Raw genomic sequence first — 14,068 nt, 5'->3', positions numbered from 1 at the left:
GCTCCCACAGAGGGCTACTGGGCTTCTCGGGCCTCAGGCGATGTCGCGTAACTCACGACGCAGGATCTTGCCCACCGGCGTCATCGGCAACGACTCACGCAGCACGATGTGCTTGGGGATCTTGTAGCCGGTGAAGTTCTCCTTGCAGTAGGCCTTGAGCTCTTCCAGGCTGACGCCCGCTTCGCGCGCCACCACGAACAGTTTCACCGCCTCCCCCGAACGTTCGTCCGGCACGCCGATCACCGCGCAGTTGGCCACCTTCGGATGGGCCATCACCACGTCTTCGATCTCGTTGGGGTACACGTTGAAACCGGAGACGATGATCATGTCCTTCTTGCGGTCGACGATGCGCACGAATCCGTCCGGGTCGATCACCGCGATATCGCCGGACTTGAACCAGCCTTCGCTGTCCAGCACTTCGGCCGTGGCTTCGGGCTTGTTCCAATAGCCCTTCATGATCTGCGGGCCCTTGATGCACAACTCGCCACGTTCGCCCAAGGGCTGCTCGATGCCGTCGTCGCTGATCACCTTCATCAGCGTGCCGGGCACCGGCAAGCCCACCGTGCCCAGTCGCGACTTGTCGCCATAAGGGTTGGTGCAGGCCACGGGCGAGGTCTCGGTCAGGCCGTAGCCTTCGGTGATGCGGCATCCGGTGAGCTGCGCCCAACGCTCTGCGGTGGCCTTGACCAGCGCGGTGCCACCGGAATTGGTGACCTTGAGGTGGGAGAAATCCAGGGTCTTGAAGTCCGGGTGGTCCATCAACGCCACAAACAGCGTGTTGAGCCCCAGCAGCGCCGAGAATCGCCAGTGCTTCAGCTCCTTGATGAAGCCGCCGATGTCCCGCGGATTGGTGATCAGGACGTTGTGATTGCCGGTGACCATCATGCACATGCAATTGGCCGTGAAGGCATAGATGTGGTACAGCGGCAGCGGCGCGATCATCACCTCCTGGCCTTCGCGCATCAGCGGATGGCCATCGTCGCCGAACTGCCCCAGGCACGCCCGGGCCTGCTGCATGTTCGCCACCAGGTTGCCGTGGGTCAGCATCGCGCCTTTCGCCAGCCCGGTGGTACCGCCGGTGTATTGCAGTACGGCCACATCATCGAGGCTGACCTTCAGCGGCTTGATCGGCTGGCCGCGTCCCAGGCGCAACGCACTCTTGAACGAAATGGCCTGGGGCAGCGAATAGTCCGGGACCATTTTCTTGACCTTGTTCACCATCAGGTTGACCAGCCAGCCCTTGGCGGCAGGCATCAGGTCGCCCATCCTGGCTTCGATCAGGTACTGCAGGTCGGTATCGGGCAGCACCTCCTGGACTTTCTGCCCGAACAGGTTCATGTACACCAGCGCGCGGGCACCGGAGTCTTTGAACTGATGGCGCATTTCCCGCGGGGTGTACAACGGGTTGGTGTTGACCACGATCAGACCGGCCCGCAAAGCGCCGAACACGGCAATCGGATAATGCAGGACATTGGGCATCTGCACCGCGATGCGATCGCCCGGCGCCAGGTCGGTATGGGCTTGCAGGTAGCCGGCAAACGCCGCGCTGTAGCGCTCGAGCTCGGCATACGTGAGGGTCACCCCCATGTTGCTGAACGCCGGGCGGTCGGCGAACTTCTTGCAGGAACGCTCGAACACCTCGATGACCGACTTGTAGGCGTCGAGGTCGACGTCCTGGGGCACGCCGGCCGGGCGCTTGTCATTCCAGAAATCAGGCTGCATTGTTTTTGTCCTCTTTACCTGAGCGTATCCGGGACCGCATCTGTATCGCTTGCAGAGGCGGAGCTTCTGGGACACTAGCAGCTATGGTCAATCAGGCAAATATGGCAACCTGCGTCATAGATCGTGTGAATCTTCCTGCCTAGTGGTTTGTGTGGTGAGTTCAGCTTCTGGCGCCGAAGTGACTGACAGAACTGACCACATAGACACGAAAGCGTCGTCTGATCAGGCGAGACGCAACGGATGGGCTATACCATTGAGCAACATCGTGCCAAGGAACCGCCATGATCCACCAAACGTTCTGGCTGACCGCAACCGACCACAGCCGTCTGTTCGTCAACCAGTGGCTGCCCGACGCCGCGCCGGTGGCGGTCATCCTGCTGGCCCACGGCATGGCCGAGCACAGCGGCCGCTATGCGCGCCTGGCCCAGGCGCTGTGCGATGAGGGCTATGGCGTCTACGCCCCGGACCTGCGCGGCCACGGACGCACCGCCGACGGAGCGACCCTCGGGCATTACGCGGATCAGGACGGCTGGGCCAAGGTCGTGGGCGACCTGGCGAGCCTCAACCATCACATCGGCCAGCAACATCCAGACACACCAATCGTGCTGCTCGGCCATAGCATGGGCAGCTACATCGCCCAGGGCTACCTGCTGCACCACAGCGCCAGCCTGCATGGAGCGATCCTCAGCGGTTCCAACTTTCAGCCCGTGGCGCTCTACCGCGCCGCGCGCCTGATCGCGCGTTTCGAGCGTCGGCGCCAGGGTGCCACCGGGCGCAGTGCGTTGATCGAGTGGCTGTCGTTCGGCAGTTTCAACAAGCCTTTCAAGCCCACGCGCACCGCTTTCGACTGGCTCAGCCGGGACCCGGCGGAAGTCGACAAGTACGTGCACGACCCCCTGTGCGGCTTTCGCTGCACCAACCAGCTGTGGGTCGATCTGCTCGGCGGGTTGCAGCAAATCAGCAAAGCGTCCAATCTCGCCCAGATCGATCCGGGCCTGCCGCTGCTGGTGATCGGTGGTGAATGTGATCCGGTGAGCCAAGGCAAGCGTCTGAAGGATCTGGCCGACGCTTTGCGCGCCGCAGGCAGCCAGCACCTGCAACTGACGATCTACCCGCAGGCCCGGCACGAACTGTTCAATGAAACCAACCGCGATGAAGTGACCGCCGACGTACTGGCCTGGATTGCCCAGGCCCTCAGCCACAAACGGCCGCCACGCAGCGAGTAGGTCTCCAGCGTTTTCCTTTACCCGTCACAGGATTCAAGACACATGACCCAGGTTACCAACATCCCTTACGAAGCCCTCGAAGTCGGCCAGACCGCCAGCTACAGCAAGACCGTGGAAGAACGCGATATCCAGCTGTTCGCCGCGATGTCGGGCGACCACAACCCGGTGCACCTGGACGCCGAATTCGCCGCGGCCAGCATGTTCAAGGAACGCATCGCCCACGGCATGTTCAGCGGTGCGCTGATCAGCGCGGCGGTGGCCTGCGAGCTGCCTGGGCCGGGCACCATCTACATCGGCCAGCAGATGAGCTTCCAGAAACCGGTGAAGATCGGCGACACCCTGACCGTGCGCCTGGAGATCCTCGAGAAACTGCCGAAATTCCGCGTGCGCATCGCGACCCGCGTGTTCAATCAGCGTGATGAGCTGGTGGTGGACGGCGAAGCCGAAATCCTCGCCCCGCGCAAGCAACAGACCGTGACCTTGCCGACGCTGCCGGCGATTACTGTCGGTTGATTCGCTGAAGCGATCAGCCCCAGCGGATTGAATGAAGCACCGCATCTCCTGTGGCGAGGTAGCAAGCTCCCCTCGCCACAAGGTTCGTGGCGCGACGGACTATGGCAGGTCTTCGCGCACTTGCACGCTCGCCGTCATCCCTGCACTCAGGTTCACCCCTTCCGGTACCTTGTCCAACTTGATCCGCACCGGGATCCGCTGGGCCAGGCGCACCCAGTTGAACGTCGGCTCGACCTCCGCTAGCAGTTGCGCATCGGGGTTGGTGTTGCGGTCGGTGATGCCCCGGCTGATGCTCTCGACGTGGCCTTGCAATGCATGGTCGGTGCTCATCAGCCAGACCTTGACCAGATCACCGACGCGAATCCTCGGCAGTTTGGTTTCTTCAAAGTAAGCCTGCACATAGAAGGTCGAGTCATCGATCAACGCCATGACCGGCTGCCCGGCGTTCACGTAGTTGCCCTCGGCCAGGCGCAGGTTGGTGATGTGGCCGCTGCGGGGGGCCAGGACCTGGCTGCGGGCCAGGTTGAGCTCGGCAACCTTGGCTTCGGCCTGGGCTTCGCGCAATTCGCCGCGGGCGATGCCGGCGTTGATCTGGGCGTTTTCCCGCAGCTCGGCGCTGATGGCCTGTGGCCCCAGGGCGGCGCGGCGGCTGGCTTCGTGTTCGCGCAGGCTCAGTTGCTGCTGGCGGGTCTGGACCACCGCATGGGCTTTTTCCACCGCCGCCTCGAAACGCTCGCGGTCGATGCTCAGCAAGAGATCGCCGGCCTTGACCTGCTGGTTATCCACCGCCTTGAGCTCGCGCACCCAACCCGACACGTCGGGCGCAATCACCACCACGTCGGCACGGATCCGCGCATCGCGGGTCCAGGGGGTGAGCATGTAGTACTGCCACAGGTGGAACCCGGCGAAGATCGCCACGGCAACCACGCACAGCGTGACGGCGACACGTACGGAGGTACGCATGTTCAACTCCTATAGCGGCCCGAGGACCACGGTAATGACAGTCAGGACACAGACATAGAGGGCGCAGTCGAACAAGGCTTCATGCCAGATCCAGCGCCCGACCGGCAGCAGGCCGAGCAACAGGCGCAGCGCGCCGGTCACCAGCAGCGCCAACACCAGGTAAATCAGGAACGGACTGAGCAACACCCCGCCAATCGTCCACTCACGCAAGCCCATGGCTGTGCTCCCGTCGTTCAGGTTCATGCTGGCGGCACCAGGCGCGCCAGCTGTTCTGCAATTGCACCACCGCGCCCTGGGCCAGTTTCAGCGCATCACTGGCGGGTTGGGCCGCCAACACCTCAAGAAATTCGGCGCTCGCCGTCGCCAGGGCGTCGGCCCGATCGCCGGCCGGCCCGCGTTCGAGCGTGTGCTCCAAGGCAGCGAAGTAACGTTGCTGCGCCTGCTGCTCGGACACCTGGGCGACGGCCAGGCTCAGGCGCAGGTGCAACAGCTCATCGCCAATGTCCAGGCCCAGCAAGCCGTCGTCCCAACGGCTGCGGGCCTGCACCGGCAACTCCGGGTAATGCCGCGCCAGTTGCAACAGTCGGTCAGCCATGCGCCCGCCGAACCAGCTCTCGGCGCCACGCAGGCTGCGATGGGTCAGACGCACCAGATCATCGAGCGTCGCCGCCAGCAAGCGCCGGCTGTGCCAGGCCGGGTCACGCAGCATCAGCAGGTTGAACGCCAGCACCGCCGCGCCCACGCCGATCATCATCGCCTGGGCGTTGTTGAAGAACGCCGCGACGTCGTACTTCATGGTGTTGAGCGGCGAGACCAACACCACGAAATGCAGGCAGAACGAGGTAGCGGTGGCGAAGATCGGCGGCTTGGCCATGCCCAGTGCGCCGAAAAACAAAGGCACGCCCATGGCCAGGCTGAGCAGGGCGAAACTGCTCCACTGCGGCAGTACGATCTCGCCGATCACGAACGCCGTGGGCACGGCCAGGCAAATACCGCGCAGGAAGCTCATGCCAATCTGCGCACCGTTTTCGCGGCTGGCGAACAGGCTGCACACCACACACGTGAGCACCAGGGCGCCCGAGGCCGCAGGCCAGGCCGTGGCCAGCCAGAAACTGGCCACGGCGAGGAACGCCAGGGCACTGCGCGCGCCAAACACCATCGCCAGGGACAGGTCGCGATGAGGCGCCAGGGTGCGCGGCGGATCCACCGCCGCCTTGCCCTCCTGCACAGCCGTCAGGGCCGCGCAGGCGGCCAGGGCGGTGTCGAGCAACAACGCGATCCTGGCCAGGCAGTAACTCTGTGCCGAACTGATCTGCGGATCGTGGGACGCATCCCACACCCGGGGGCGCAGCGCTTGCAACGTGGCGCTGTCGCCGTCGAGGGCTTGCTGCACGTCGTCCATCCACGGCTGGAGCGCCTGGGCTTCGACGGGATCGAGTTGCCTCCACTGCCGACGCACCGAGCGGGAAATGCGCAGCAGCATCAACAGTTTCTGGCTCAAGCCGCTGATGGCCCGGGCCCGCTGCCGCCCCAGGCGGCCCTCGAACCAGGCGTGTTCACGCTGGGCGTCGACCGCGACAATCTTGCCGAGGATTTCCAGCAAGCCCTTGCGCGCCTGGGCATCGCCCGCCAGGGTGGCACGGGCCGCCTGCATGCCGCTCTGCCAGGCGGCGCGAGCCTGCCCGGCCAGTTGCCGCTCGACCCGCAGCGGCCAGAGCAAGGCACTGGCGGCCGTGGCGCAGATGATCCCCAGGCTGATCTCGGTGCAGCGCGCCACCGCCTGGTCGAACACGGTCAAAGGATGGGAAATGGCCGGCAAGGCGATGATCGCCACGGTGTACCCGGCGAGCACGAATGAGTAAGACCAGGCACTGCGCAGCAACGTCGAACAGGCCGTGCACAAGCCCAGCCACACCGCCAGGGCCAGCAGGAACAACCACGGTGTCTGGGCGAACAGGGCCATGAACACCACGGACATGACCGTGCCCACCAGCGTGCCGAGCAGGCGTGCCAGGCCTTTCTGGACGACCATGCCGGACAACGGCTGCGCGACGATGATCGCCGTCATCAATGCCCACGACGGCTGCTCCAGCCCGAAGCGCAACGCCAGCCACAGGGCCAGTCCGGCGCCGAGCACGGTCTTGATGGCGAACTGCAACGCGAGGCGGTCGGGAGCGAACAGGGCCTGGAAGGTAATGGGCACGCAAAAGACTCTTCTGGGGGAACGTTGTAACGATAGATGGAATGCAGGTAATCGGCAGGCGCAATTATTAGCTGGCTAACTACTTCAGTCCATAGGCGATTACCGTTGATTTTCACAACACACTTTCTCTGACCGGCGACGCTGCGCAAGAGATCCCTTGTCGCCAAACGACGCCCACAAAAAAACGCCAGGCAAGCTGGCGTTTTTTTGGGTCAGGCGTGCGCGTTAGCTGGCAGCACGCGCCTGGTTACGCAGCGCCTTGACCTGATCATGGTTGCGTTGCACACCGTGGTACTGGCGCTCGACCAGATCACGAATGCCCACCAGGTTGTGCTTGTTGATTTTCTCGATGGCTTCGCGATAAGCCTTCAAGGCATGGTCTTCGCCGCGCTCGGCTTCGTTGAGCACTGCCTCTTCGTCCTTGCCAGTGAACATCGACTTCACGTCGACCCAACGGCGGTGCAGGTCACCGGCTACGCTGGTGGAGGTTTCCGGATCGCCGCCCAGGGAACGTACAGCCGCTTGCAGTTCGGCAGCAGCCGTCGCGCAGTCAGTCGAACGCTTCACGAACAGCGCCTTGAGTTCGGGGTGCTTGATGTCTTCTGCGCAGGTCTTGAACCCTTCCTGGCCATCTTTGCTGGTCTCGATCAGGTCGTTCAGGACGGAGATGGATTCTTTGTTGATGTCAGTCATTTTTCAGTTCCTTTGCTGGTGAATAAAACCTGCAAGGACTATTGCATCGGCCGTGCCAGGCCAAAAACAAGATAAATATTCAATAAAATCAATCAGTTAATATTTAACCGGAAATCTGTATCCGCGTTATTTGCATGATCTGTCAATTGGCCTGCATGCAGAATGCCTGTATTTTCCAGGCTGGTTGAAGGAAGACGAATGCCATGAACCCGCAAATGCTCGAACTGCTGGTCACCCGCCAGATGCCCTTCGGCAAATACAAGGGTCGCATCCTGGCCGACCTGCCCGGCCCTTACCTGAATTGGTTCGCCCGCGAAGGTTTTCCCCACGGCGAACTGGGCGGCCTGCTGGCGTTGATGCAGGAAATCGACCACAACGGTTTGTCCGACCTGCTCGACCCGTTGCGCGCCAAACACGGCAAACCCAAGCCCCGCCATTGACCGAGTCTCCCATGCCCGAGAATACGCTGCGCGCCCACGATGAAGCTTTCTGGCAGACCTTTGTCGGTCGCTACGATGTCGATCCTGGTGCACCGCTCAACCTGGAAAACGGTTACTTCGGGCGCATGTCCCGCACCGTTGTCGAGGAATACCAACGCAACATCGAATTCATCAACCGCACAAACTCGGTGTATGTACGCCAGCATTTCGACCTTGAACACAGCGAAGCCATTCGCCGCCAGATCGCGCAGTTGATCCACGCTGCGCCCCAGGCCGTGGCATTGGCCACCAGCGCAGTGGACGCCCTGCAGACGTTGATTCGCAATTACAACGGCCTGAAACCGGGCGACCAGGTGCTGATCAGTGACGTGGAATATGCCTCGGTCAAAAGCGCGATGCGCTGGCTGGCGCGCCAGCGCGGCGTGGAACTGATTGAAATCGTCCACCCGCACCCCGCCAGCTACGAGAGCCTGGTGGGCACTTACCGCCAAGCGTTCACCCAGCACCCTCGCCTCAAATTGATGGCGCTGACCTATGTCAACCACCTCACCGGGCTGGTGATGCCGGTCCAGGCAATTGCCGAGACCGCCCGGGAGTTCGGGGTCGACATCATCCTCGACGGCGCCCACGCCCTGGGCCAGATCAACTTCGACCTGCAGAAGCTCGGAATCGAGTTTGCCGGGTTCAATTTGCAGAAGTGGATCGGCGGTCCGCTGGCCCTGGGGTTCCTGTACATCGCCCCCCATCGGCTGGCCGACATCGACCCGGACATGGACGAAGGGAGCTATCCGGCCAGTGACATCCGCTCGCGCACGCCCCACAGCACGCCCAACATCCCGGCGTTGCTCACCCTGCCCCTGGTGTTCGAGGAGCACCGCGCCCTGGGCGGCGCCTCGGCCAAGGGCGCGCGCCTGTGCCACTTGCGCGACCTGTGGGTGACGGCGGTGCGCGACCTGCCAGGCATCGAAGTCATGACACCGGACGATCGGCGCCTGTATTGCGGCATCACCGCCATGCGCTTCACCGCCCACACCGACCAGCAGGCGATGGCCGATCGATTGCTCGACGAGTACGGGATCTTCACCGTGGTGCGCCAAACCAGCGCCGGGCCTTGCATCCGCATTACCCCAGGGCTGATTACCTTGGCGAGTGATATCGAACGGTTGACCCAAGCGCTGATCGAATTGAGCCGAACATAATTGTGGTCGGTGTTCAGCTGGCACGATGTGGCGAACTTCAGGCAAAAAAAAACGGTGCGCCGACCAAGCGCACCGTAAAACCGTAGAGCACCCAACGAGGTTCGGTCGAATCAGTCCAGCAGCGCCAAGGCCTCGGCGGTGCATTCCTGAATGCGGGCCCAGTCGCCGTTCTTGATCCACTCCGGATCGAGCATCCAACTGCCGCCCACGCACATCACGTTCTTCAATGCCATGTAACTCTTGATATTGGCCGGACCGACGCCGCCGGTCGGGCAGAATTTCACTTCGCCGAAGGGGCCGCCCAGGGCCTTGATGGCCGCGACGCCGCCACTGACTTCCGCCGGGAACAACTTGAAGCGGCGGTAGCCCAGGCCATAGCCTTCCATGATGCCCGAGGCGTTGCTGATGCCCGGCAACAACGGGATCGAGCTGTACACGCTGGCTTCAAGCAGGTCACGAGTAATGCCTGGGGTCACGATGAACTGCGAACCGGCCGCTTCGGCGGCCTCCAGCATATGGCGATCGAGCACCGTACCGGCACCGGTCACCAACTCTGGACGCTGCTCGCGCAGGACCTGGATGGCCTTGAGGCCGAACTGGGAACGCAAGGTCACTTCCAACGCCGTCAGGCCACCGGCAGCCAAGGCGTCGGCCAGCGGCAGGATGTCCTGTTCGCGGGCGATGGTGATCACCGGCAGGATCCGCGCCTTGGCGCAGAGGCTGTCGATCAGGGCAACTTTGTCCGCCATGGAAACGGTCGGGGATGGGTTTGTCATAGCGGCTGATCCTTGGTTCATGGGCACCAGTAAATCTCTAACGTAGGTTGCAAAAACGCACGGATCGGCATTTCGGCGACGTTGTCACCGGCCACCGCGGCGCTCAGGGTGGTCAATTTCGACTGACCGGAAATCGACAGCACTTTGTGCTTCGCAGAGGCCAGCAAGGCACGGCTCATGGTCAGGCGCTGATGCGGCACCGTCGGCGCCAGCATCGGCCAGCAGCGGCGCGTGCCCTGGGCATCGAGGGCTTGAGCCAGGTTCGGGCTGTCGGGGAACAACGACGCGGTGTGCCCGTCGTCTCCCATGCCCAAAACCAACACGTCGATGGACGGCAATTCGCCCAGCAGGCGATCGGCCTGTTCGGCGGCCGCCTCCAGGTTGGCGCTTGGGCTGTAGAGGCTCAGGAACTGGGCCTTGGCCGCAGCGCCTTGCAGCAGGTAGCGCTTGAGCAGGCCGGCATTGCTGTCGGCATGTTCAACCGGCACCCAGCGCTCGTCCGCCAGGCTCACCAACACCTTCGACCAGTCCAGGGCCTGCTTGGCCAGGCTCTGGAAAAACGCCACCGGGCTACGACCGCCCGACACCACCAGCACGGCCGTGCCACGCGCGTCGATCGCCTCGCGCAGTTGCTCGGCCACCTTCAGGGCCAAGCCTTCGGCCAACAACACCGGGCTCTTGAATTCGAGGGCGCTGACGCCCTGGGGCAGTTTCACTTCAGATATCGCCATACCATGACCTCCCATCCCGCGTGATCAGTGCAATGGAGCTCATCGGCCCCCAGGACCCGGCCGCGTACGGCTTGGGCGCATCGCCAGACTTCTTCCACCCGGCGATCAACTGGTCACACCACGTCCACGCGGCTTCGATTTCATCTTTACGGACAAACAGGTTCTGATTGCCATTCATGACTTCCAGCAACAACCGCTCGTAGGCATCGGGAATCCGTGCGCTGCGCCAGGTGTCGGAGAAGTTGAGTTGCAACGGACCGCTGCGCAATTGCATGCCCTTGTCCAGGCCCTGCTCCTTGGTCATCACCCGCAAGGAGATCCCTTCGTCCGGTTGCAGGCGGATGATCAGTTTGTTGCTGATCTGCAAGCGCTGCTCAGGGGCGAAAATGTAGTGGGACGGTTCCTTGAAGTGGATGACGATCTGCGACAGCTTCTGCGGCATGCGCTTGCCGGTACGCAAGTAGAACGGCACGCCGGCCCAGCGCCAGTTGCGGATGTCGGCACGCAGGGCGACGAAGGTTTCGGTGTCGCTCTGGGTGTTGGAATTGGGCTCTTCCAGGTAACCCGGCACAGCCTTGCCTTCGCTGTGGCCGGCGATGTACTGGCCGCGCACCACCTGGGTGGTCAGGCCTTCCGGGCTGATCGGCGCCAGGGCCTTGAGCACCTTGACCTTCTCGTCACGGATGCTGTCGGCCGACAGGTCGGCCGGCGGGTCCATGGCAATCAGGCACAACAGTTGGAGCAAGTGGTTCTGGATCATGTCCCGCAGTTGGCCGGCCTTGTCGAAATAGCCCCAGCGGCCTTCGATACCGACCTTCTCGGCCACGGTGATTTCCACGTGGGAGATGTAGTTCTGGTTCCACTGGGTTTCGAACAGGCTGTTGGCGAACCGCAACGCAATCAGGTTCTGGACCGTTTCCTTGCCCAGGTAGTGGTCGATGCGGTAGGTGCGGTTTTCGGGGAAGAACTGCGCCACCGCGTCGTTGACCTTGCGCGACGACTCCAGGTCCGAGCCGATGGGTTTTTCCAGCACGACGCGGGTGTTTTCGCTCAGGCCAACCTTGGCCAGGTTCTCGCAGATCGCGCCGTACACCGCCGCCGGGGTGGCGAAATAGGCGATGACCTGCTGGGCCGAACCGGCCTGCTCGGCCAGGGCGACGTAATCGTCAGCCTTGAGAAAGTCCACATGCAGGTACGTCAGTCGCGCCAGGAAGCGCTCGACCACGGCTTCGTCCAGGTCCTTGTCGCCCACGTAGCGGCGCAGTTCGGTGGCAATGAAAGCCAGGTGCTGCTGCTCGCTGCCGGGTTCACGGGCCAGCGCGATGATTCGCGTATCCTCGTGCAGCAATTGCGCGCCATCGAGTTGATAAAGGGCAGGAAAAAGCTTGCGCAGGGCCAGGTCGCCCAACGCGCCGAACAAGGCAAAGGTGCACGGTTCAACCGTAATCGAATGCATGATGTTTGTTCTTTTATCAAGTTAAGCTACAAATACCTTTTTTCAAGGCATCACTCAAGGAAAAATGTAGTAATAACCACAACATTTTCCGAAAATACCGTTTCCGAGTGGTGGTCCGTCGGAGCCAACAGTAGGATAGGCCACCGCAAAGGGTCGTACCAAAGACCCGTCTTTCTAGGAATCTTGTATGGACCGCGTGCGAAATTTACTGGAACAGATCCAGACTCGCCTTGAAGAACTCAACAAGGCAGAACGCAAGGTGGCCGAGATCATCCTGCTCAACCCACAGCAGGCGACCCGCTTCAGCATCGCTGCCCTCGCCCAGGCCGCTTCGGTCAGCGAACCGACCGTCAACCGCTTCTGCCGCTCGTTCGGCGTCAGCGGCTACCCGGAACTCAAGCTGCAACTGGCCCAGAGCCTGGCGAGCGGCGCAGCCTATGTCAGCCGCGCCGTGGAAGCCGACGACAACCCGGAAGCCTACACCCGCAAGATCTTCGGCAGTGCCATTGCTTCATTGGACAGCGCCTGCCAGGCCCTTGATCCAAATTTGATCAGTCGTGCCGTGGACCTGCTGATCCAGGCCCGACAGATCCACTTCTTCGGCCTCGGCGCCTCGGCTCCGGTGGCCCTGGATGCCCAGCACAAGTTCTTCCGATTCAACCTGGCGGTGACCGCCCACGCCGACGTATTGATGCAGCGCATGATCGCGTCGGTGGCCCATACCGGCGAACTGTTCGTGATCATTTCCTACACCGGGCGCACCCGCGAGCTGGTGGAAGTGGCACGCATCGCCCGGGAAAACGGAGCGTCCGTGCTCGGCCTGACCGCTGAAAATTCGCCCCTGGCGAAGGCCAGCACCTTGAGCCTGAACATTCCGCTGCCCGAAGACACCGACATCTACATGCCGATGACGTCGCGGATCATCCAACTCACCGTGCTGGACGTGCTCGCCACCGGCATGACCTTGCGCCGAGGCGTGGATTTCCAGCCGCACCTGCGCAAGATCAAGGAAAGCCTGAACGCCAGCCGGTATCCGGTGGGGGATGAGTTCAACTGATTCGGCGTGAGTGCTTTATGGCCTGACAAGCCGTCATCGCGAGCAAGCTCGCTCCCACACTGGATCTTTGGCGTTCCCCCCCTGTGGGAGCGAGCTTGCTCGCGATGGGGCCGGCAGCCTCACCCCCCCTCCAGAATCAAGCCCCCACCCGCGCCTGCAAACTCAGGTGAGCCCGCTCCCCCGGCGCCAGGCACAGGCTGTCGGTGCCGCCACTGGCGGCCTCGACGCAGACAAACTCGCTGATCTCATCCCAGCTCACCCCCAGCAATGGCCGGGCACCCGGGTGCCACACCACGGTGTCGGCGCTGTCGCCCGTGTCGATGCACAGTTCGCGCTGCCAGGCGCGATCCTTGAGCTGCAATTCGCCCTCATGCTGGAACACCCGCTGGCAACCGCCGTCGACTCGCAACTCACCTTCCTGCTGGCAAACCTCGCGACTCAACTGGTCGTAACCTTGAGCACCTTCCAGCCCAGACAGCGCTATCTCACCAACATCGCCAATACGCCAGTAGGCATGCAAAGCCTGACTCAACTGGCACGGCAGGCTGTCCTGGTGCTCGGTGCTCAAGCGCAGCTCCATGCGTTCACCCAGGTCGGCATGCAGGTCCACCTGCCAGTCGCACAGTTGCAACTGCCAGTGCAGGTGCACGCCGTCGTCATCGCTGCGGCTGTCGAGCAGTTTCCAGTCGATCAGTCGCGCCCAGCCATGGGACGGCCAGGCGTTTTCACTGGGATGGCGGCCATACCACGGCCAACACACCGGCACCCCGCCGCGTATCGCACCGACTTGCGGCCACTTGGCCGCACACCACAACCAGGGTTTCTGGCCACGGGGTTGGAAATGCAGCAACTGCGCGCCCTGGCGGCTGAACACCGCCTGGCACAGCGGATGGTCGATCACCAGCACATCGCGCTGCCGATAGCGCTCCCAGGCAAACACCGGGCGCTCGCGCAAGGATCTGAAAAAGCGTTGTAGCGGATGCTCATGCATGGGCCGCGGTCCTGGAAATCATTGAATTGCTCATCTGTTCGCGACGCGCTCTTTTGTGGCGAGGGAGCTAGCTCCCTCGCCACAACGCTCGGTGTCCA

General features: G+C 62.6%; 14 protein-coding genes. 5 read left to right on the top strand and 9 right to left on the bottom strand.

Annotation, left to right across the window (positions count from 1 at the left end; translation table 11 throughout):
- Positions 1–33: 33 nt before the first annotated feature.
- Complete coding sequence (fadD2, locus tag KI241_RS06165) at positions 34–1,722, bottom strand: long-chain-fatty-acid--CoA ligase FadD2 (RefSeq protein WP_042732214.1); 1,689 nt, start codon at positions 1,720–1,722, stop codon at positions 34–36.
- Between the two features lie 281 nt (positions 1,723–2,003).
- Between fadD2 and KI241_RS06160 the strand changes: the two genes are divergently transcribed.
- Positions 2,004–2,948 carry an alpha/beta hydrolase gene (locus KI241_RS06160; protein ID WP_042732213.1) on the top strand — a complete coding sequence of 315 codons (945 nt, stop codon included), beginning with the start codon at positions 2,004–2,006 and terminating at the stop codon, positions 2,946–2,948.
- Between the two features lie 42 nt (positions 2,949–2,990).
- On the top strand, positions 2,991–3,461 hold the full coding sequence (locus KI241_RS06155) for a MaoC family dehydratase (RefSeq protein ID WP_003184579.1): 471 nt from the start codon (positions 2,991–2,993) through the stop codon (positions 3,459–3,461).
- A 99-nt stretch (positions 3,462–3,560) separates the two neighbouring features.
- On the opposite strand, the gene KI241_RS06150 is transcribed toward KI241_RS06155, so the two are convergent.
- The 4 genes from KI241_RS06150 to KI241_RS06135 form a co-directional block, all read right to left on the bottom strand.
- On the bottom strand, positions 3,561–4,424 hold the full coding sequence (locus KI241_RS06150) for an HlyD family secretion protein (RefSeq protein ID WP_047736904.1): 864 nt from the start codon (positions 4,422–4,424) through the stop codon (positions 3,561–3,563).
- Positions 4,425–4,433: 9 nt separating this feature from the next.
- Positions 4,434–4,640, bottom strand: a complete 207-nt coding sequence (locus KI241_RS06145; RefSeq protein ID WP_047736905.1) for a DUF1656 domain-containing protein — start codon at positions 4,638–4,640, stop codon at positions 4,434–4,436.
- On the bottom strand, positions 4,627–6,627 hold the full coding sequence (locus tag KI241_RS06140) for an FUSC family protein (RefSeq protein ID WP_042731282.1): 2,001 nt from the start codon (positions 6,625–6,627) through the stop codon (positions 4,627–4,629). The genes KI241_RS06145 and KI241_RS06140 overlap by 14 nt, the downstream gene beginning before the upstream one ends.
- A gap of 225 nt (positions 6,628–6,852) precedes the next feature.
- Positions 6,853–7,320: a PA2169 family four-helix-bundle protein gene (locus KI241_RS06135; protein WP_042731281.1), complete on the bottom strand. Its 468-nt coding sequence runs from the start codon at positions 7,318–7,320 to the stop codon at positions 6,853–6,855.
- A gap of 203 nt (positions 7,321–7,523) precedes the next feature.
- On the opposite strand from KI241_RS06135, the gene KI241_RS06130 reads away from it, so the two are divergent.
- Together KI241_RS06130 and KI241_RS06125 are read left to right on the top strand one after the other, a co-directional pair.
- Positions 7,524–7,760 (top strand): DUF3820 family protein, encoded by a 237-nt coding sequence (locus KI241_RS06130; RefSeq protein WP_047736908.1) that lies wholly within the window; start codon positions 7,524–7,526, stop codon positions 7,758–7,760.
- 11 nt (positions 7,761–7,771) lie between these two features.
- Entirely contained in the window at positions 7,772–8,959 is a 1,188-nt protein-coding gene (locus KI241_RS06125) for an aminotransferase class V-fold PLP-dependent enzyme (protein ID WP_042731279.1), read from the top strand.
- 110 nt (positions 8,960–9,069) lie between these two features.
- Here KI241_RS06125 and KI241_RS06120 read toward each other — a convergent pair whose 3' ends face one another.
- The 3 genes from KI241_RS06120 to zwf are packed head-to-tail and all read right to left on the bottom strand — an operon-like array spanning position 9,070 to position 11,922.
- Positions 9,070–9,735: a bifunctional 4-hydroxy-2-oxoglutarate aldolase/2-dehydro-3-deoxy-phosphogluconate aldolase gene (locus KI241_RS06120; protein WP_042731278.1), complete on the bottom strand. Its 666-nt coding sequence runs from the start codon at positions 9,733–9,735 to the stop codon at positions 9,070–9,072.
- 17 nt (positions 9,736–9,752) lie between these two features.
- The gene (gene pgl / locus KI241_RS06115; protein ID WP_212803466.1) at positions 9,753–10,466 is read right to left on the bottom strand and encodes a 6-phosphogluconolactonase; all 714 of its coding nucleotides are present in this window, start codon (positions 10,464–10,466) and stop codon (positions 9,753–9,755) included.
- On the bottom strand, positions 10,453–11,922 hold the full coding sequence (gene zwf / locus KI241_RS06110; RefSeq protein ID WP_042731276.1) for a glucose-6-phosphate dehydrogenase: 1,470 nt from the start codon (positions 11,920–11,922) through the stop codon (positions 10,453–10,455). Before zwf ends, pgl begins: the two co-directional genes overlap by 14 nt.
- A 196-nt stretch (positions 11,923–12,118) precedes the next feature.
- Between zwf and KI241_RS06105 the strand changes: the two genes are divergently transcribed.
- Positions 12,119–12,979, top strand: a complete 861-nt coding sequence (locus KI241_RS06105) for a MurR/RpiR family transcriptional regulator (RefSeq protein ID WP_172679730.1) — start codon at positions 12,119–12,121, stop codon at positions 12,977–12,979.
- Positions 12,980–13,115: 136 nt separating this feature from the next.
- Here the strand turns inward: KI241_RS06105 and KI241_RS06100 are convergent, their stop codons facing one another.
- A complete protein-coding gene (locus KI241_RS06100) occupies positions 13,116–13,970 on the bottom strand; it encodes a D-hexose-6-phosphate mutarotase (protein WP_042731274.1) in 855 nt (284 codons plus the stop codon).
- Between the last annotated feature and the right edge of the window lie 98 nt (positions 13,971–14,068).

This window comes from Pseudomonas sp. Cab53, from assembly GCF_018325965.1.
Lineage (GTDB): Bacteria > Pseudomonadota > Gammaproteobacteria > Pseudomonadales > Pseudomonadaceae > Aquipseudomonas > Aquipseudomonas chlororaphis_E.
The sequence above is the reverse complement of the archived record's forward strand: the minus strand, read 5'-3'. Positions and strand labels throughout refer to the sequence as shown.